This window comes from Corynebacterium sp. AOP40-9SA-29 (assembly GCF_052377405.1).
GTDB lineage: Bacteria > Actinomycetota > Actinomycetes > Mycobacteriales > Mycobacteriaceae > Corynebacterium.
This window is the reverse complement of sequence record NZ_JBQSWR010000002.1, coordinates 378727-396526: the sequence shown is the minus strand read 5'-3', so window position 1 is coordinate 396526 and position 17800 is coordinate 378727. Positions and strand designations below refer to the sequence as shown.

General features: G+C 67.9%; 20 protein-coding genes. 11 read left to right on the top strand and 9 right to left on the bottom strand.

The window, feature by feature from the left end:
* Positions 1-18: 18 nt before the first annotated feature.
* Positions 19-1923, bottom strand: a complete 1905-nt coding sequence (locus tag ACT3SZ_RS06370) for a penicillin-binding transpeptidase domain-containing protein (protein ID WP_444617558.1) — start codon at positions 1921-1923, stop codon at positions 19-21.
* A 151-nt stretch (positions 1924-2074) separates the two neighbouring features.
* On the opposite strand from ACT3SZ_RS06370, the gene ACT3SZ_RS06365 reads away from it, so the two are divergent.
* Positions 2075-3124 (top strand): alpha/beta fold hydrolase, encoded by a 1050-nt coding sequence (locus ACT3SZ_RS06365; RefSeq protein ID WP_444617556.1) that lies wholly within the window; start codon positions 2075-2077, stop codon positions 3122-3124.
* A gap of 18 nt (positions 3125-3142) precedes the next feature.
* Here ACT3SZ_RS06365 and ACT3SZ_RS06360 read toward each other — a convergent pair whose 3' ends face one another.
* Positions 3143-3886 carry a GAP family protein gene (locus tag ACT3SZ_RS06360; RefSeq protein ID WP_444617554.1) on the bottom strand — a complete coding sequence of 248 codons (744 nt, stop codon included), beginning with the start codon at positions 3884-3886 and terminating at the stop codon, positions 3143-3145.
* Between the two features lie 64 nt (positions 3887-3950).
* Between ACT3SZ_RS06360 and ACT3SZ_RS06355 the strand changes: the two genes are divergently transcribed.
* Genes ACT3SZ_RS06355 through ACT3SZ_RS06325 form a run of 7 tightly spaced genes read left to right on the top strand, consistent with a single transcriptional unit; the run spans position 3951 to position 9307 of the window.
* Positions 3951-5216 carry a sensor histidine kinase gene (locus tag ACT3SZ_RS06355; RefSeq protein ID WP_444617552.1) on the top strand — a complete coding sequence of 422 codons (1266 nt, stop codon included), beginning with the start codon at positions 3951-3953 and terminating at the stop codon, positions 5214-5216.
* The gene (locus tag ACT3SZ_RS06350) at positions 5216-5872 is read left to right on the top strand and encodes a response regulator (RefSeq protein WP_444617550.1); all 657 of its coding nucleotides are present in this window, start codon (positions 5216-5218) and stop codon (positions 5870-5872) included. The genes ACT3SZ_RS06355 and ACT3SZ_RS06350 overlap by 1 nt, the downstream gene beginning before the upstream one ends.
* A 5-nt stretch (positions 5873-5877) precedes the next feature.
* Positions 5878-6696, top strand: coding sequence for a thioesterase family protein (locus tag ACT3SZ_RS06345; protein WP_444617548.1), 819 nt, complete (start codon positions 5878-5880; stop codon positions 6694-6696).
* Between the two features lie 22 nt (positions 6697-6718).
* Complete coding sequence (locus ACT3SZ_RS06340) at positions 6719-7513, top strand: class I SAM-dependent methyltransferase (RefSeq protein ID WP_444617546.1); 795 nt, start codon at positions 6719-6721, stop codon at positions 7511-7513.
* Positions 7514-7533: 20 nt separating this feature from the next.
* Positions 7534-8100 carry a hypothetical protein gene (locus ACT3SZ_RS06335; RefSeq protein WP_444617544.1) on the top strand — a complete coding sequence of 189 codons (567 nt, stop codon included), beginning with the start codon at positions 7534-7536 and terminating at the stop codon, positions 8098-8100.
* A gap of 28 nt (positions 8101-8128) precedes the next feature.
* The gene (locus tag ACT3SZ_RS06330) at positions 8129-8278 is read left to right on the top strand and encodes a hypothetical protein (protein ID WP_444617542.1); all 150 of its coding nucleotides are present in this window, start codon (positions 8129-8131) and stop codon (positions 8276-8278) included.
* Between the two features lie 60 nt (positions 8279-8338).
* Positions 8339-9307: an isopenicillin N synthase family dioxygenase gene (locus ACT3SZ_RS06325; RefSeq protein ID WP_444617540.1), complete on the top strand. Its 969-nt coding sequence runs from the start codon at positions 8339-8341 to the stop codon at positions 9305-9307.
* A gap of 21 nt (positions 9308-9328) precedes the next feature.
* On the opposite strand, the gene ACT3SZ_RS06320 is transcribed toward ACT3SZ_RS06325, so the two are convergent.
* The 4 genes from ACT3SZ_RS06320 to ACT3SZ_RS06305 form a co-directional block, all read right to left on the bottom strand.
* Complete coding sequence (locus ACT3SZ_RS06320) at positions 9329-9640, bottom strand: thiamine-binding protein (RefSeq protein WP_441579182.1); 312 nt, start codon at positions 9638-9640, stop codon at positions 9329-9331.
* A gap of 4 nt (positions 9641-9644) precedes the next feature.
* Positions 9645-10775, bottom strand: a complete 1131-nt coding sequence (locus ACT3SZ_RS06315) for an aminotransferase class V-fold PLP-dependent enzyme (protein WP_444617538.1) — start codon at positions 10773-10775, stop codon at positions 9645-9647.
* Between the two features lie 74 nt (positions 10776-10849).
* On the bottom strand, positions 10850-11407 hold the full coding sequence (locus ACT3SZ_RS06310) for a dTDP-4-dehydrorhamnose 3,5-epimerase family protein (RefSeq protein ID WP_444617536.1): 558 nt from the start codon (positions 11405-11407) through the stop codon (positions 10850-10852).
* A gap of 6 nt (positions 11408-11413) precedes the next feature.
* Entirely contained in the window at positions 11414-11797 is a 384-nt protein-coding gene (locus tag ACT3SZ_RS06305) for a RidA family protein (RefSeq protein ID WP_444617534.1), read from the bottom strand.
* 62 nt (positions 11798-11859) lie between these two features.
* On the opposite strand from ACT3SZ_RS06305, the gene ACT3SZ_RS06300 reads away from it, so the two are divergent.
* Positions 11860-12207: a DUF952 domain-containing protein gene (locus ACT3SZ_RS06300; protein ID WP_444617533.1), complete on the top strand. Its 348-nt coding sequence runs from the start codon at positions 11860-11862 to the stop codon at positions 12205-12207.
* Between the two features lie 110 nt (positions 12208-12317).
* Positions 12318-13628, top strand: a complete 1311-nt coding sequence (locus ACT3SZ_RS06295) for a glycosyltransferase 87 family protein (protein ID WP_444617532.1) — start codon at positions 12318-12320, stop codon at positions 13626-13628.
* 7 nt (positions 13629-13635) lie between these two features.
* Here the strand turns inward: ACT3SZ_RS06295 and ACT3SZ_RS06290 are convergent, their stop codons facing one another.
* From ACT3SZ_RS06290 to ACT3SZ_RS06280, 3 genes are read right to left on the bottom strand one after another with little or no spacing between them, the layout of a single operon-like run.
* On the bottom strand, positions 13636-14409 hold the full coding sequence (locus ACT3SZ_RS06290; protein WP_444617530.1) for a gamma-glutamyl-gamma-aminobutyrate hydrolase family protein: 774 nt from the start codon (positions 14407-14409) through the stop codon (positions 13636-13638).
* Positions 14406-15083: a helix-turn-helix domain-containing protein gene (locus ACT3SZ_RS06285; RefSeq protein WP_444617529.1), complete on the bottom strand. Its 678-nt coding sequence runs from the start codon at positions 15081-15083 to the stop codon at positions 14406-14408. The genes ACT3SZ_RS06290 and ACT3SZ_RS06285 overlap by 4 nt, the downstream gene beginning before the upstream one ends.
* A gap of 17 nt (positions 15084-15100) precedes the next feature.
* A complete protein-coding gene (locus tag ACT3SZ_RS06280; protein ID WP_444617528.1) occupies positions 15101-16306 on the bottom strand; it encodes an NAD(P)/FAD-dependent oxidoreductase in 1206 nt (401 codons plus the stop codon).
* 148 nt (positions 16307-16454) lie between these two features.
* On the opposite strand from ACT3SZ_RS06280, the gene ACT3SZ_RS06275 reads away from it, so the two are divergent.
* Positions 16455-17720, top strand: a complete 1266-nt coding sequence (locus ACT3SZ_RS06275; protein ID WP_444617527.1) for an allantoate amidohydrolase — start codon at positions 16455-16457, stop codon at positions 17718-17720.
* The last annotated feature ends 80 nt before the right edge of the window (positions 17721-17800 follow it).

Sequence of the window (17800 nt, the reverse complement as noted above, 5' to 3'; positions counted from 1 at the left end):
ATCCTGTTAGCGGTCATGCTAACTGCCCGAGGTGCCGATGACGTCAGCGAGGGCATCGTCGCGGAGGAAATCGCCGGCCATCTCCACGGCGGGGCTGGAGGAATCCGCGCCCTCGATAAATACGCAGAAGGCGATGTCGCCGACGGTGCCCACGAACCACCCGTGGGCGTCACCCTCGCCGACTTCGGCGGTGCCGGTCTTGCCGCCGAGACCGTCGATATCACTCAGTGACGACGCCGTTCCCGAGGTCACCGCCTCACGCATCATCGAACGCAGGGAGTCGACCACCCCGGAGTCGAGCGGCTCGGACTCGGCGCCCGTCTCCCCGTCCTCCCCATTACCGGTCGTCGCGGTGGTCTCCTCGCCCTGGATCACCGAGGGGGTCACCATCGACCCGCCGTTGGCGACCGAGGCCTCCATCAGCGCCAGTCCGAACGGCGAGGACAGCACCTCGCCCTGCCCGATCGCGGCCTCCACGCGTGCCGCACCGGGCTCGGTGACCGGCACGGACCCGGTCATGCTGGTCATGCCGGGGGCGTCGAAGTCCACGCCGAGGCCGAGCTGCATCGCCGTGTCCTTCATATCGGAGGGCTCCAGGTCACGCGAGATCAACGCCTGGGTGGTGTTGCAGGACTCGGCGAAGGCGGTGTGCATGGGCACCGTGCCCAGGTCGAAGTCCTGGTCGTTGGGGATGACCCGGCCATCGACCTCGACCTCGGCGGGGCACTCCACCTCGTCGTCGGGGCCCACGGTGCCCCGGCCCAGCGCGGCGGCGGTGGTCACGGTCTTGAACGTCGACCCGGGCGGGAACTGCCCGGTCATCGCCGGGGTGCCCTGCCCGTCGGCGGCGCTGTTCTGCGCGGAGGCCAGCAGCCCGCCGGTCGACGGGTCGATCGCCACGATCGAGGCGGCCCGGTCCTCACCGTCCATGGCGCGTTGTGCGGCGGCCTGGATGCCCATGTCCATCGTGGTGCGCACCGGCTCGGACTCCGCGGGCGCTTCCTGGCCCAGCACCTCGCCCTCGAGCCCCTGCTCCTCGTCGGCGGTGGTGGTCAGCGTCCACCCGGCGGTGTCGTCGAGACGCTGCTCCCAATAGGCGCGCAGGTCTCCGTCGACCGGGGAGGACGTCCCGGAGGACGACAGCAGCCGTCCCTCCTCCCGGGACTCGACCCCGGGGACCGCGCCGAGGGCGTCGGCGACGTCCCCGGCGTCCTCCGGACGCAACGAGAACAGCGTGGTCGCCTCTTCGCCTGCCTCGGTGATCTGCGTGGCGACGGAGTCGGTGTCCAGGTCGTCAATCGCCGGACGCGCCGCGTCGGCGATCGCCGACGCCTGCTCCTGCGGCTCAATCTCCTCGGTGGTCGCGGCGGTGAACACGGTCACCGTGGTCCAGGACATCTGCGTGTCATTGCGCGCGTCGAGGACGGGCAGGTCATAGGCCCGGTCGTCGGAGTAGGACACGGAGGTCTGCGATGTCAGTGCGGAGGCCAGGATCTGCGGGTCCCACACCACTGGGTCGTTGTCGCCGTCGGTGGTGCCCAGCGAACCCTGCGAGGTGGCCTCGTCGCCGGAGGGCACGGTCCACGTCGCGGTCGTCGTGGTGTCGTCTCCGTCGTCTCCGTCATCTCCGCCGTGGTCAAGGTGGAGGGTCGTCTCGCCGATGTTGCCCTCGAGTTCGGTGAGGTACTGCTCCGCGGCCTCGGGATCGTCGGTGTGCTCGGCGGCACCGGCCCAGTCGCCGGAGTTGACCAAGTCGATGAACTCATCGGTGGGCGAGTCGCTCCACGGCACCGAGCACCCGGCCAGAACCAGGGCGCCGGCGGTGAGGCTCGCGGCCAAGCTGACCCTGCCAGCCCTAACGGTGCCGAGACGTGCGCCGACGACGGGGGAGGACGACCGTGTGCCACGGGAGGGGATGCTCATGAAGACAAGTTCACCGTTCACGCCGCCAAGATGCAAGGCCTCCGGACGCATGTCGGCGAGTTCACACGGCGGCAGAGTACTTTCGTGAGGGAACCTGGATGCCGGAGCCGTCCGGCAGAGACCACGTACCCGTCAGGAGAGCTCCACAGACATGATCACGAACGACTTCTACACCGCACACACTCAGGGGCCGTACGAGACCGCCTCCATCGGACGCCTTGAACTGGAGGACGGAGGTGTGATCGACGACTGCTGGTTGGCCTACGCCACCGCCGGCACCCTGAATGAGGACAAGAGCAACGCGATCCTGGTGCCCACCTGGTACGCAGGCACCCACGGGACATGGTTCCAGGAGTACATCGGCACCGATCATGCACTGGACCCGTCCCGGTACTTCATCATCTGCGTCAATCAGATCGGCAACGGGATGTCGGTGTCCCCGGCGAACACCGTCGACGCGTCCATCGCGATGTCGCGCTTCCCCGACGTGCGGATCGGCGACGACGTCGTCGCACAGCGCCGGCTGCTCGAGCAGGAGTTCGGCATCGAGGAGTTGTACGCCGTTGTCGGCGCATCCATGGGCGCTCAGCAAACCTACGAGTGGATCGTCCGCTACCCGGACAAGGTCCACCGGGCCGCGGCCATTGCCGGCACCGCGAAGAACACGCCGCACGACTTCCTCTTCACCCAGACTCTCAACGAGGCCATTCTGTCGGACCCCGGCTTCGCCGCCGGGGAGTACTCCTCGCATACCGACGTGGAGGACGGCCTGCGGCGGCAGTCGCACCTGTGGTCGGTCATGGGGTTCTCCACCGAATGGTGGCGACGTGAGGAGTGGCGTTCCCTCAGTCTGGACTCTCCGGAGGCGGTGCTCGCGGACTTCCTCGACCCGCTATTTACCTCGATGGACCCCAACACCCTGCTGAATAGTGCCTGGAAATGGCAGCGTGGGGACGTGTCCCGCCACACCGGTGGTGACCTCGCCGAGGCCCTCGGCCGCGTCAGTGCCACCACATTCGTCATGCCGATCAGCGAGGACATGTTCTTCCCCGTACGTGACTGCGCGGCCGAGCAGGAGCTCATCACCGGGAGCGAACTGCGGGTCATCGAGGACAACGCCGGTCACCTCGGCCTGTTCAACCTCAGCGCAACCTATATGGCGCAGATCGACGAGAACCTGAATGACCTTCTAGCGAGGTAGCCAGGTCCACGTGTCGTGTCACCGGAGAAACTCGAGGGCCGTCGGCGCCGTGTTCAGGACGATGATCGCCCCGACGATGCCCACCGTCCACGAAAACGCCCCTGTCGCACTGTGCAGGCTCCAGTCACGGACACGTGCCAGGAGGCCGTCCATCCGAGTGCCTCCGATTAGCCTCACCACCGCCAGGACCACAGCAGGGACAACCATGACGGCACAGTAGGCGGCGAGAACGGCTGCCGACCGTGCGAGGCCGACACCGCTGTCGACGATGATTCCGATCGCCGCGAGATAGGGGATCATCGTCGCGAGCTCAGCGAGCCCCGCCAACAGCGCCAGCCCGGTCAATGCCCGATAGCTTGTACTTGCTCCGCGAACTCGCTCCGACCACCGGCGTGCTCCGGCCTCGGGGTCACCGCCACGCTTGCGGATGGCCTTGGGGTCGATCCAGAACGACCACGCCACCAGGAGAACGCCGACGGCCGCGTAGGCCGTCATCGCACCCGACGAGGTCAGCACATCACCGAACCGCTCGATCAACGGAAGGGCCCCGGCGGTGAGCGCAACGCCAACAGCCCAGTAAAAGGCACCGATGACCGCCAGATAATAGAAGGTTGCCGTGACGACTCTTCGGACGGTCACGCCAGCGCCGCCGCTGACGACGAGAAGGAGAACCGGTACGACCAGTGTTCCGATGCTCGTCGAGTCGACAAGTGCAAGGACGACCAGTGACAGGTGGCTGAAGGAATCCGGGAGAAAGTCCATGTCTCTCATCCTCTTCGCGCGGGTGACCGTGCGACCTCCTCCATCGGTAGGAGATTTCACGTCCGTGCTCCTTGCTAGCCTTGCGACCATGGACAACCGCTGTTTATCCGCCGTCAGCAGGAGTGACATCCGTGCGGTGGTGCTCTACGTGGTTGTGATCATCGTGCTCTACCTGTCCGGAGTCGCCAACGAGCCTTTGCTCAGCGGTGTGCTGGACTCTCCTCCGTGGCTTGCCGGTGTCTCTCCGGTGCTGATGCTGATCGGTGCACTGGGCACCGTCTTCCGGTCTGTACGCCCCGAACTGCTGCTCGTGCTGGTTGTCCCGGTGAGCCTGCTGGAACTGCTCTTCGGCGACCAGGTCAGTGCTTACGTCCTGCTCGCGGAAGGATTGTGGGCTCCAGTGGCGAGGGGGAGCGCACGAACTGCGAGAACTGCCACGGTCACGGGGAGTGTGGTCGGTGCTGTGCTGGGGGCGGCGATGCTGGTGAGTTGGGGTAATGCCGTTTCTTTGGGCACCGCGGTGGTGGTGGGGGCGATGATCATCGTGGTCGCCGTGTTCACCCCGTTGGCCTGGGGATGGGAGGTACGACACCACAAGGTCGCCCAGGAGGCGGCCGAAGATCTCGCCCGTACCGAACATGAACTCGCCGGTGAACGAGCTGCCCGCGAAGTGGAGGCGGACAGGTTGCGGATTGCCCAGGACCTGCACGATGTGGTGGCAGGCCACCTGACCGCAGTCTCCCTGCACACGAGTCTTGCCCGGCACCTGGACGAGCCTGCAGCCCGGGAGCGGTCCCTCGAAACTGCCTGCGAGAGTGCGGAGGCTGCCTTGGGTGACCTCCGCGAAGTGATCGGAGTGCTGGCAGGCCCAGACACCGGGGCGGAAAGGCAGGAGTCTGCCATGGTGCCGACGCTGAACTGGGAGATCTTCCGGCAGCGGCTGGGTGATGAGGCGGTCGTCGAGATCGACCCGCAGGTCGACGATTCCGCAGTCGTACCGAATGGGGTCCGTACCGTGCTTCTGTACATCTGTGCGGAGGCGGTGACCAATGCCGTACGCCACGGGACGTCACCGCGCTCCCTGCGGGTGACCGTCCACTCCGGTCGCGTGGAACTGGACTGCCGGAACCGCTGTCTGCCACCACCGGAATCCCCGGCGTCGACGGAGACGACGCCTCTTGGTCTTCGGACCATGGACAACCGGGCGAGGGCACTCGGGGGCACCGTCGTCTCGGAGGCGCACAGGGCCGGGGCCGCCGGTTCCGGCCCCGTCACGTGGCGGCTCCGGGCGTGCCTGCCGCTGGACACGACCGGGGACGGGGCCAGCTGATGCCCAGCGCACCCATCAGAGTTGTCGTCGCCGACGACCATGCCTCCTTCCGGGCCGGGATAACGACACTGATCGGCTCCGCCCCGGATATGTCCGTGGTCGGCGAGGCAGATGACGGTCCGTCCACGGTCGACGTCGCCAGTCGGGTCCGTCCGGACGTCGTCCTGACCGACGTGCGGATGCCCGGTGCCAGCGGGATCGAGGTCACCCCCGCCTTGTGCTCCGCCGGGTGCAGGGTCCTGGTGATCTCCGCGTTCGGGCTCGACGGAGACGTTCTCGACGCTATCGGTGCAGGTGCAGACGGGTATCTGGTGAAGACGGAACGCCCGGCCAACATCCTCGCTGCGATCCGGTCCGTTGCGCGGGGAGACGCCGCCCTGTCCAATGAGACCACCACGGCTGTGCTCACCGCCTTACGGCAACGCGCAGAGCGTGCGGGCGACCGCAGCTCCGGCCCTGAAGGAGTCCACCTGACCGGTAGGGAAGAAGAGGTCCTAGCTCTGGTGGCCGCCGGGCTCTCCAACCAGCAGATCGCAGGAGACCTCCACATCAGCGAAACCACGGTGAAAACCCACCTGGGAAACCTGTTCGTCAAGATCGGTGCCGTCTCGCGCCTGCAGGCCGCCCTGTGGCACAGGGAACACCGGGTATCGTGAACCGGGTGAGTGAATACGCAGACGTCAGCGCCGTCACCCGGACCGGCGAGAACCAGTGGAGCGCCGACATCGATGCGGGGTGGACAATCCTCGGCAACCCGAATGGCGGGTACCTGCAGACCGTCATGGCCCGCGTCGCCGTCGCGGTGGCGTCCGGGCAGGACGCCCACCCGCACGTCGTCGCGGCGTCCTCCCATTTCCTGCGCTCGCCGCGCCCCGGCGCGGTGGAGCTGACCGCCGAGCTGCTGCGCGCCGGACGCACGACCACGCAGGTCCGCGTGCGGATGAGCCAGCGGGGAGAGATCACCGGAGAATCGCTGTTCACCCTCGGGGCGTTGGGGGACGCTGCGGTCGACTGGGCCACCGCCGACCTGCCGGAACCCGGCGCGGGATTCGACGACTGCACGCGGTACGTCCCGCCGCGCGAGCAGTTCCCGGTGGAGATCCTCCACCGTGCTGGGCTGTACCTGCACCCGGGGCAGAGCGCGTTCACCGAGGTCATCGCTGAGTCCGCACCCCGCGGTCTCGGCGAGGTGCGTGCCTGGGTGGAGTTGCCGGACGGGGAGGACTTCACCCCGGAGTCGTTGCTGCTGGCCGCGGACATCCTGCCGCCGGCGACGTTCGACGTGCGCCCGGGCGGCTGGGTGCCGACCATCGAACTGTCCACCTACGTGCGTGCGACACCGGTGCCCGGCCCGGTGAACGTGCTGCTCAAGGCGAACTTGGTCCAGGGTGACCGGGTCGATGAGTCCGCCACGGTGTGGGACGCCGACGGAAATCTCGTGGCCCAGTCCCACCAGTTCGCCGGCATCCGGTTCAGTTGAGAATGAGAAGGAGTCTTGCGCGATGAAGTACACCCACGGCCACGGCCCGGCCGTGTTGGCCAACCACCTGACCCGCACCGCGCAGGATTCATTGGCGTTCGTCCTGCCGCACCTGCACCGCGACTCCCGCGTGCTGGACGTGGGCTGCGGTCCAGGGTCGATCACCCTCGACGTCGCCGCGATCGTCGCCGGACTCGGCGGGTCGGCGTCGCAGGTCACCGGCGTGGAGAATACCGATGAGCCCCTGCGCGCGGCCCGTGGGCTGGCCGAGGAGCGCGGCATCGGCGCGCAGTTCGCGCTCGGCGACGCCCACGCGTTGCCCGTCGCCGACGGTACCTTCGACGTGGTCATCGCCCACCAGGTACTGCAACATGTGGCCGACCCGGTCGCCGTGCTGCGCGAACTCGTGCGTGTCGCCGCCCCGGGCGGGATCGTCGCGGTGCGCGACGCCGACTACGCCGGCATGTTCTTCCACCCGCAGCCCGAGGGGCTGGTCGAGTGGCAGCGCGACTACCGTCGGCGCGCCCGCGCCAACGGCGGGGAGCCGGACGCCGGACGCCTGCTGCCCGCCTGGGCCCGGCAGGCCGGCCTCGGCCCCGGGCAGCTGGGCTTCACCACCTCGACGTGGACCTACACTCACGGCTCAGGGGCGTCGTGGCTGGCGGACAGCTGGATCCGCCGGACACAGGCTGCTGAGTCTGCTGAGGCAGCACAGGTGCAGGACGCCGCGGGGATCTGCGCCGGCTGGCGTTCCTGGGCAGCGGACGAGGCGGCGGCCTTCGTGATGCCGCACGGGGAGTTGTTGATCCGGGTGTGACCTGATGGAAGACTGGTCGCATGAGTAACCAGCAGCCCTACCGTCCTGACCAGAACCGTGGCTACGGTCAGCAGAACCAGCCGACGCGGCAGTATTCGCCCCAGCAGCCGCAGCAGGGGCAGGGCTACCAGCAGCAGTACCAGCCCCGGCAGCCTTCCCAGCAGCAGCCGGAGAACCTGTTGGCCGGACGCTTCGACACGAAGAAGGTCGTCATCAACCTGGTGATCCTCGGCGTGCTGTGCGCGGTGATCTCCTTCGCGATCCTGTTGGTCGTCGACCTCATCGTCTCGGCGATCACCGGGTGGGCGGCCCAGGGCCCCGGCGCGGCGGTGGTCTACGGGCTGATTGCCGGCATCGTCGGCGTCCTCGCCGGACTGCTGTACATCCCGGTGGTGGGCACGGGCAACGAGAACCTCTTCGGCGCGGCGATCCTGGCCCTGGCCATCGCTGCCGGTGTGGTTTACGTGCTGCTCGGCGGCCTGTTGGACGGCGACTGGAACACGCTCCTCACCCTCGGCGCGATCCTGTGCACGGCGGGTACCGCCTACGTCGCACCGGCGCGTATCGAGTCGGCACGTGTGAGGTGACCCGACATGGCCCCGTCAGCGTCCCAGGATGACCTCCGGGCGGATGATGGTGGGGCAGTCGAGCGGGGGAGTATACGGTGTGCGCGACGTGGTCACGCTCACGGTGACGGGGATGGCGTCCGCGGGGCAGCGCGAGGACGTCCGCAGCGTCCTGAAGGAGGTCCTTGCCTCTGTGTGAAGTGGGTGTACGATACCCACACACAGTTGGCTGAAGAGAGGCAAACCTTTGACGGGCACGATGCTGGATATCCCCTTGTTCGACGTCGCGGACTGGCGTGATGCGCCCGCGGACCGGCGTAGGGTCCAGGCGGACCGCCTCGACCGAGCGATGAAGGACTCCGGGTTCTTCATGGTCTCCGGCCACGGCATCGAGCCGGCACTGTCGGCGGAACTGCGTGCGGCCGCCGCGGAGTTCTTCGCCCTGCCGGACGATCTCAAGGAGCGTTACCGCACGGTGGTCGGAGGACGGGGCTGGATCCGCACGGGCGACGAGGCGAACGCCTACTACGGCGACGTCCCCGACGTCGACAAGGCCGACCTCAAGGAGACGCTGACCTTCGGCCGAGAGCACACCACGGGGGACGCCGACATCGACGAGACATACTTCCGCGCCAACGTGTACCCGCAGGAGGTCCCGGCGCTCGAAGCGCTGGTGTCGCGCTGGGCCGAGGCTGCTCGTGCGCTGTACCGGGATCTGCTGGAAATGCTCGCCACCGCCCTCGGGCTCGACGAGGGCTACTTCGTCGAGCGGGCGGGGGATTCGCCGCACACCTTCAACGTGAACCGCTACCCGGCGTTGTCGGTGGTGGGGCGGGCGAAGGAGGGGCAGTACCGTATCGCCCCGCACACCGACTGGGGGCTGGTCACCATCCTGGACCGTCAGCCCGGCTACGGCGGACTGCAGGTGCAGGGTGCCGACGGCCAGTGGCAGGACGCCCCGTTCGTGGAGGGGGCGTTGACGATCAACATCGCCGACCTGCTGGCCCGGTGGACGGGGGATCGGTGGCGCTCGACCCGGCACCGGGTGCTCGCACCGAGCGAGGACGAGCCCTCGGAGGAGCTGTACAGCATCATCGCCTTCATGGAGCCGGACATGACGCAGGTCGTCGAGCCCCTCGCGCCCCCTATCGGCGGTGGGGCGGTCTATGCGCCGGTGCGTGCGGCGGACTACTTCACCGAGCGCAACGCCGCTGCGTCGGTGAGCTGAGCGGGGGCTGCCGGGTAGCCGTCACTGACCGTCCCCGTCGATGGCGGCGTTGAGACGCTCAACCTTGCCGGTGATCTCGCCGTCGTGCCCGGGCCGCAGGTCGGCCTTGAGTACCAACGACACCCGCGGCGAGTACTCGCCCACGGCCTCGCAGGCACGCTTGACGACGGGCATCACCTCGTCCCATTCACCCTCGATCGTAGTGAACATTGACGTGGTCTCGTGGGGCAGCCCGGACTCCCGGACGACCTCCACGGCCTTGGCCACGATGTGGGCCATCGAACCGTCCGGTTCCGGGGTGGTTGAGGGGGCGATGGAGAATGCGAAGAGCATGGCTCTACATCCCCAACTTGTCCAGGGCGGTGCGCAGGCGGTCGACCGCGCCGTCCACGTCGGCGAGCTTGTCCAGGCCGAACAGGCCCAGGCGGAAGGTGGAGAAGCTCTCTGGCTCACCGCACTGCAGCGGCACACCGCCGGCGACCTGTACACCGGCCTCCTTGAACTTCGCGCCGGACTTCACGGCAGGGTCGTCGGTGTAGGCGACGACCACGCTGGGGGCGGCGAACTCGCCTGTGGCGATGGCCTGGATTCCGTGCTCCTCGAGCAGTGCGCGGACCTTGGTGCCCAGTTCGATCTGCGCGGCGCGCAGGTTCTCCAGGCCACGGTCGCGGGCCTCGATCATCAGCGCTGCGTTGTGCGCGAGACCGTCGGTCGGCAGGGTGGCGTGGTACGGGGTGCGACCCTGGCCGTATTCGTCGGTGATGAACAGCCACTTCTTCAGGTCCACGGCGAAGATGGAGGACGTCGAGGCGTTCACGGCCTTGCGCGCGGCGGGGCTGAGCATCACGTAGCCGGCGCAGGGGGTTCCGCTCCAGCCCTTCTGCGGGGCGCTGACCAGCACGTCCACCCCGGTTTCGGTCATCGAGACCCAGGACGCTCCGGAGGCGACGCAGTCGAGGACGACCAGGGCGCCGACCTCGTGGGCAGCGTCGGCCATGGCGGTGAGGTAGACGTCGGTGAGCTGGATGCCGGCGGCGGTCTCGACGTGCGGCGCGATGACGATCTCGGGACGCTCACGGCGGATCGCGGCGGTGACCTCGTCGATCGGGGCGGGCACCCAGGTGGACGTCGGCTCGTCGCCGGTCTGACGTGCCTTGAGCACGGTGACGTCGTCGGTGATGCGTCCGGCGTCGATGATCTGCGACCAGCGGAAGGAGAACAGTCCATTTCGGACGATGAGGGTGCGCTTGTCGGTGACGAGCTGGCGGGCGACCGCCTCCATCGCGTAGCTGCCGCCCCCGGGGACCACGGCGACGGTGTCGGCGTCGTAGGCGCTGATCAGGACGTCGCGGATGTCCTGCATGACCGTGGTGAACCGTGCCGACATGTGGTTGAGGGAACGGTCGGTGAAGACGACGGAGTACTCGAGGAGGCCGTCGGGATCGATATCATCGTGTGGGAGGTTCATGGTCATATTCTCCCACATCGTGAACTCAGTTTCAGCAGGAGGGGCCGGTGAGCTCCGCCGGGTCGTACGCGGCGCTACCGCACCGGAGTGAAGTTCTTAAGGAGGGGATGGTTCCTGTCTCGCTCGGATATGATCGCTTCGGCGAGTGGGATAGGCCAGTTGACACTGATCTGGGGGTCGGCGAGATTGACGAAGGACATGCTGTCGTGAACATCAGGGGTCCAATGCTGGTCGACACTGTAGAGGTAGTGCAGGTCGGTGAGGCACTGGTACGAGTTCGCAACTCCCGGCGGTACGAAGACGGAACGAAGCGGTGACAGTTCGACCTCGCAGACCCGTCCGAACCCAGGCCCGTCTCGGAGGTCGACAAAGGCAGAGAAAGCTTCACCGTCTACGAGGCTGATGAATTTGTTCCACGGCTCGGCATGAAAACCCCGGGTCGACCCTCGTCTATTGAAGGAGAGACTCGTCTGGACGATCTCGAATCCTTCGGCTACTCCAAGGCCATGGAGTTTCTCCGCGTGGAACTTTTCCTGGAACCATCCGCGGTCATCTTCGATGCGGGTGGAATCAATTGTGACGAGTCCATCGATTGAGGTGGGCTGGGCAGAAAAACTGGTGGTTGTAGCCATGCGTTCCTACCGTCCCGAGGTCGAGACGACCGCGTCGATCTGGACGGACGCTCCCAGCGGCAGTCCTGCGACCTGGACCGTCGTCCGGGCGGGGTAGGGCCCGTCCATCCATCGGGCGTATTCGTCGTTGATGACCGCGAAGTCGTCGTACGAGGTCAGGTACACGGTCGTGCGCAGGATGTCGGACCAGTCGAGAGAGTTCTCGGACAACAGAATTCCCAAGTTGTCCATCATCGCCGCGCACTGCTCTCCCACATCCGCGGAGACGAGTTCACCGGAGGTCCGGTCCTGTCCGATGATTCCGGCGGTGAAAGCCAGGTCCCCGTGCCTGGTCAGGTGGGAGAACGGGGCGGTGGACTGGTGGAGAGACGGGCTGAAGAAGTGGTCCATGGGGCTCCAGCCTATGCGAGCCCCTGCATGTGCGCGGCGCCGGACTGCGGCACAGTGGTGGCATGACGATCTTCCACATTGCACGGGTCCCTGACTGGACCGCCGTCCTGGAGACAGGGGAGTACCGGGTGTCCACGGTGGGGCTGTCCGTGGACAGCGTCGGCTACGTCCACGCCTCGACACAGGAGCAGGTCGGGCCGACCGCCCGAAGGTTCTACCGCGACGAGGACGCCGCCCTGTGCGTCCTGGTCATCGACGATGACCGCGTCCGCGCGGCCGGCACAGAGGTCCTCGAAGAGGACGGCGGGGACGGACAGAACTACCCGCACATCTACGGTCCGGTGCGTCCTGACTGGGTGAGCGAGGTGCGTCCGGCGTCTTTCGGGCAGGACGGCCGCTTCATTTGGTGACAGGGCCTGGCCAGCAACCTGTCAGTCGTCACGGACGGGCAGGCCAGGGCGGTTCCCTAGCCTGATGGATCGTCCCTCGTCACCGACCTGATGGAGTGATCCTCCCCTCTATGACGATCTCCGCACCGCACGACACCGCCCTCGAGGCCCGCCGTGACCAACCGCAGGACCAGCCCCGTGACCATCCAAGTCACCAGCCACGGGGCCTTCCACAGAGCAGAGCCGGACGCATCGCTGCGGTGAGCGCGCTCGTCATCGGGGTCGGTTTGCTGGTCTGGCAGTGCGCCTGGGTGCTGGGTTATGCGCGCGACAGCTACCTGCTGGACCTGGGCGTGTTCCGGGATACCGGGCAGGCGATCGTCGACGGTGGGGGACTCTACGGCGATGACCTGGACTCACGCACCGGCTTCCCCTTCATTTACCCACCACTCGCCGCAGCCCTGTTCGTCCCGCTGACCTGGGTCAACGACCAGACCATGGAGATGCTCTGGACGCTCGCTTCGGTGGTGGCGGCTTGGGCGGTGCTGGCGATGGCGGCCCACCGGCTGCGACTGCGGTGGGCGCCTCTGGTGGCGCTGCCGATGCTCGGCCTCGCTCTGTGCATGGAGCCGCTGCGGGCGAACATGGAGTTCGGCCAGATCAACGTCTTCCTCGTCCTGCTGGTCACCGCCGACGTCCTCGGGTTCACACCCCGCCGACTGCGTGGTGTCGGGGTGGGTCTTGCGGCCGGCATCAAGATCACCCCGGCGGCATTCGCCCTGGTGTTCCTGGTGACACGCCGGTGGGGTGATCTGGCGCGGTCCGCCGGGACGTTCCTCGTGACCGCCGCACTCGGCTGGCTGATGCGCCCCGGCGAGGCAGTGTTCTTCTGGACCAGTGAGTTCTTCGACGACGAACGCGCCGGCCCGCCGTCCTTCGAGGCCAACCAGGCAGCAACCGGCCTGCTCACCAGGGCGGGGATGGACGGCGACCTGGCGCAGACGGTGATGCTGCCCGTCCTGCTGGCGGTCGCGGTGGCCGCGGGCTGGGCATCCCTGCGCCTGCTGCGAGCAGGACGTCCCGTCACCACGTTGCTGCTCCTCGTCCTGGCGGTGAGCGTGGCGGCACCCTACGCGGTGACGCACCACTGGTCGGGTGTGATTGTGGCCGTGGCACTGCTGGCCTCCCAGCTCCTGGGCGGTGTGCGCGACTGGCCGACGACCACGGCCGCGGCGTTGCTGGTGGTGGTGAACGTGTTTCTGCACTACAGGATCGCCGACTGGGGGTGGGTGCAGGACGCGGTGGGGCAGCCGTGGATCCTGGCCAACGCTCAGGGCGTGGCCGGTATCGTGGCGCTGCTGCTCCTGTTCCTCGCGGCCTGGCGTGCGGTGCCGGAGGAGAGCGTGGCGCAGGCGACCGAGTTGCAGGACGCCGTGCGCTGAGCGGTACTCACCCGCTGTGGACACCAACCGGACGCGTAGGACGCACCGGACGCGCCGCCGCCTGCCGCTGCATCCGCAGCAGCAGGTCGGTCAGGTTCCCGGACGCTGCGGCCGGATGCTCCGGGTGCCACTGCACCCCGGTCACTGGGGCGGTCTCATGGACCACCGCCTCGACCGTGCCGTCGGAGGCGCGGGCGACGACCCTCAGCCCCGGTGCCAGCCGGTCCACCGCCTGGTGGTGGATGCACACGGCCGGGCCGTCGGGGACGATCCCCGTCGGGCCGCCGGCGAGGCGCGTGAACACACCGGGGTCCGAGCCGTCCTCCCGTCTGTGGTTGGCACCGTGCGCTCCTGCGCAGGTGGGCAGGCTGATGGACATGTCCTGCACCAGCGTGCCGCCGAGCGCGACGTTGACCAGCTGCATGCCGCGGCAGATGCCCAGCACCGGCACTCCGTCGGCCACCGCCCGGGTCACGACCCGAATGTGGGCTCGGTCGGCGGTGGTGAGGTGACGTCCGGCACCGGCGCAGGACGCACCGGCACCGTAGAACGCTGGGTCCACGTCCTCCCCACCTGCCAGGACGATCATGTCGGCACTCTCAGGACCGCCAGCACTTTCAGCACGCTCGGTACTGTCACCTGCGATGAACTCCACCCGCCACCCGAGGTTGCGCACGGCCGCGGCGATGCGGTCGTTCAGCAGGTCGAGCAGCGACTGGAAGGCGGGGTCGTGGGGACGGTGGTCGCTCGGGTGGTGGACGGCCACGGTGGGTGGGGTCACGTGCGTTCCTCCGGGTAGGCGGTCACGGCCAGGAATCTGATGGGCAGTTCGGTCAGCTCGACGGGACCGTGGACTCCCTCACCGTCCAGGAGCAGGGCGTCGCCGGGGCGCATGCGGTAGTCGGTGTCCTGGTGGCGGTAGGTCATGTCGCCGTCGAGCATGTAGATCAGTTCGGTGCCCGGGTGCTGGAAACGAGGGTGCGTCTCCGAACGGTCGTGCAGGGTCACGAGCACCGGCTCAAGGTGAGGTCCCGAGGAGGTGTCGCCGTGGCCGCGGAAGGATCCGAGCAGTTCGTAGACGTGGTTGTGGCGGGTTCCGCGCCCGCTGATACGGGTGCCTGTGCCGGCGGGGGTGTGGGCGGCGGGGCGTTCAACCTGTGCGTCACGGAATAGGGTCGACACCGGGACGTCGAGCGCCTCGGCGAGGTGCGCCACCGAGGTCAGTGAACAGGAGGTCTGGGCGTTCTCGATCTTCGACAGCATTGCGCGTGACAGTCCCGAACGTTCGGCCAGGCCGGTCACCGACATACCGCGCGAGGTGCGCAGCGCACGCACGCGACGTCCCAGGCTGACCTCGATCGACCGATCGTCGGCGCTGGACGGCGCGACGGCCGCCGGGTCGATCTCGTGGTCTGGTGCGGTGTCCTGTGCGGTGTCCTGTTGAGGGTTCGACATGGGGTCAGATCCTATCCTCACCGCATCTCGCCGGCACCTACGTAGGGGTGCAGGCTTCGAGTCAGGTCGTTCTCGGCGAAGCGCTCCAGTCGGAAGTCGGACGCCGGGACGTCCGCGTCCGACGACGCCCCGTCCAGCAGCAGATCGGCGACGAGGTCGGCGACGGCCGGGGCAATCTTATAGCCGTGCCCGGCGAAGCCGACGGCGAGGAACAGGCCGTCGACCCCGGAGGGCCCGATGATCGGGTTGTAGTCGGGGGTCGTGTCGTAGCAGCCGGCGTAGGACGAGGTGAGCGCTGGATTGGGCATGTCGGGCAGGCGGTGCATGAGCTTGCCGATGGTCCACTCGACGAAGTCGTCGTCGGCCCTGTTGCGGTAGTTGTCCGGGTCCGCCCAGTGGGGATCGCGGTGGTCGGAGTTGCCGCAGAGGATCTCGCCGTTGGGTTCACCGCACAGGTACTGCAGGCTGACCAGGTCGGAAAGTACGGGGACGCGTCCCAGGTCGGCACCGGGGGAGACAAGCATCAACTGGGCGCGTTGGGCGTGCACCGGCAGGTCGAGACCCACGGTGGAGCCCAGCTGCCGGGCCCAGGCGCCGGTGGCGAGGATGACCTGACCGGCACCGACGGTGGAGCCGTCGGCGAGGGTCACGCCGGTGACCCTGTCATCCGCGCCGCAGGTGAAGCCGGTGACGTTCACGCCGCTGCGTACCGTCGCGCCCTGCCGGCGGGCGGCGACGGAGAAGGCCATGCCGAGCATCGGTGCGTCGCCACGTCCGCCGAGCGGTTCGTAGGCGATGGCGTCGAAATCGTCGACATGCAGGCCGGGCCACAGCTCGCGGGCCTCATAACCAGTGATGAAGGAGACGTCGATGCCGAGCCCCTGCTGCATAGCGACATTGGCTTTCAGCGCGTCGGAGTTCTCGGCGCCGACGCCGACCATGTACCCGCAGTTGCGGAAGCCGCAGTCGTCGCCGAGGATCTCCTCGGCCCGGTGGAGGAATTTTGTTCCGGTCCACCCCATCTTCGCCACCGACGGGGTGCCGTAGTGCGAGCGCACCACGCCGGAGGACTTGCCGGTCATGCCGCCGCAGAGTTGCCCGCGTTCGAGCACGAGCACGCTCTTCTCCCCGCGGGAGGTCAGCCCCCAGGCGATGGCGAGGCCTTCGAGGCCGCCGCCGACGATGACGTAGTCGTAGTTGTCTGTGCTGGTCGTGGTGCCCATCTTCGGATGCTCCCTGTTGTGGCGGCTGGGTGGCTGGGTTATCGTGGGGGTGATTCTTCTTGTGAATCAGACGATACTGACATGAAACACTACACATGTGACGGGGACGTGACGAGTGCGTTGCGACCCTGAGGAGAGGACCACCGGCATGAACGGGATCAACGAACTCCGGGACCCCGACGCCGCCCTCGAGCGCTTCCACCGGATGTGGGCGCAGCTCGCGGAGATCGGCGTCACCGAATCCGGAGTACGACGTTTCTCCTGGACCGCAGAGGACCGGGCGCTGCGGGCGTGGTTCACCGCGCAGGCCCAGGAGCGCGGCATGCACGTGGCCACCGACGTCAACGGCAACCTGCGTGCCTGGTGGGGCGAGCCGCGCGAGGGCTCCGTGGTCACCGGCTCGCACCTGGATTCCGTGCCGGACGGGGGACTGTGGGACGGCCCCCTCGGCGTGGTCCTCGGCTTCCTCGCCGTCGATGAACTGCAGGCCGCGGAACAGGCGGGCTCCTTCGCCGCCCCGCGGTCCCTGGCAGTCGTGGACTACATGGACGAGGAGGGTGCACGCTTCGGCGTCGCCTGCTTGGGCTCGAAGCTGATGAGCGGGGCGATCGACCCCGCCACCGCCCGCGCACTTGTCGACGCCGACGGCGTGAGCCTCGCCGAGGCGATGACCGCCGCGGGTGCCGACCCTCAGGACGTGGGGGAGGACCCGCAGGAGCTCGCGCGCATCGGTGCACAGGTCGAGGTGCACATTGAGCAGGGAAGGAACCTTGCCGCAACTCTCGACGCCGCCGTGGGCGTGGCCTCGGCGATCTGGCCGCACGGGCGGTGGGAGTTCGTCTTCGACGGCGTCGCCGACCATGCGGGGACCGCACGTCTGGAGGACAGGAAGGACGCCGCGTTGCCGTTCGCCGAGACGGTGCTGGCGGCGCGCGCGGCCGCCGGGGCGCTGGACGCCCGGGCCACCTTCGGGCGCTTCCACGTCGAACCTGCCGGCCCGAACGTGGTTCCCGCCCGGGTCGTCGCCTTGCTCGACGCGCGTGCCGCCGACGACGACACCCTGGCGTCCCTCGTCGACCGGGTGGCGCAGACCGCCCGGCAGGCGTCCGGTGACCATGGCGTGACCTGCACGGTGACGCGGGTGTCCTATGCGCCCGTCGTGGAATTCGACGCCGACCTGCGCGACGTGCACGCCAAGCTCGCCGCCGACGCGGGGGAGTACCTGCCGGAACTTCCCACCCAGGCAGGTCACGACTCCGGGATCCTGGCCCCACGCGTACCGACCTCGATGTTGTTCGTCCGCTCACCGCACGGGATCTCGCACTCCCCGCGGGAGGACGCCGCGGACGCCGACGTCCTGGCCGGTCTGCGCGCCCTGGTCAGATCCCTGGCATTCTTGATGAGGAAACCTTAATGCGTCAGAAATCCGCGCGAGACCGACGGGAAAAACCCACGCCATAAAATTTCCTACTGTTCAACACTGGTAACCACCAA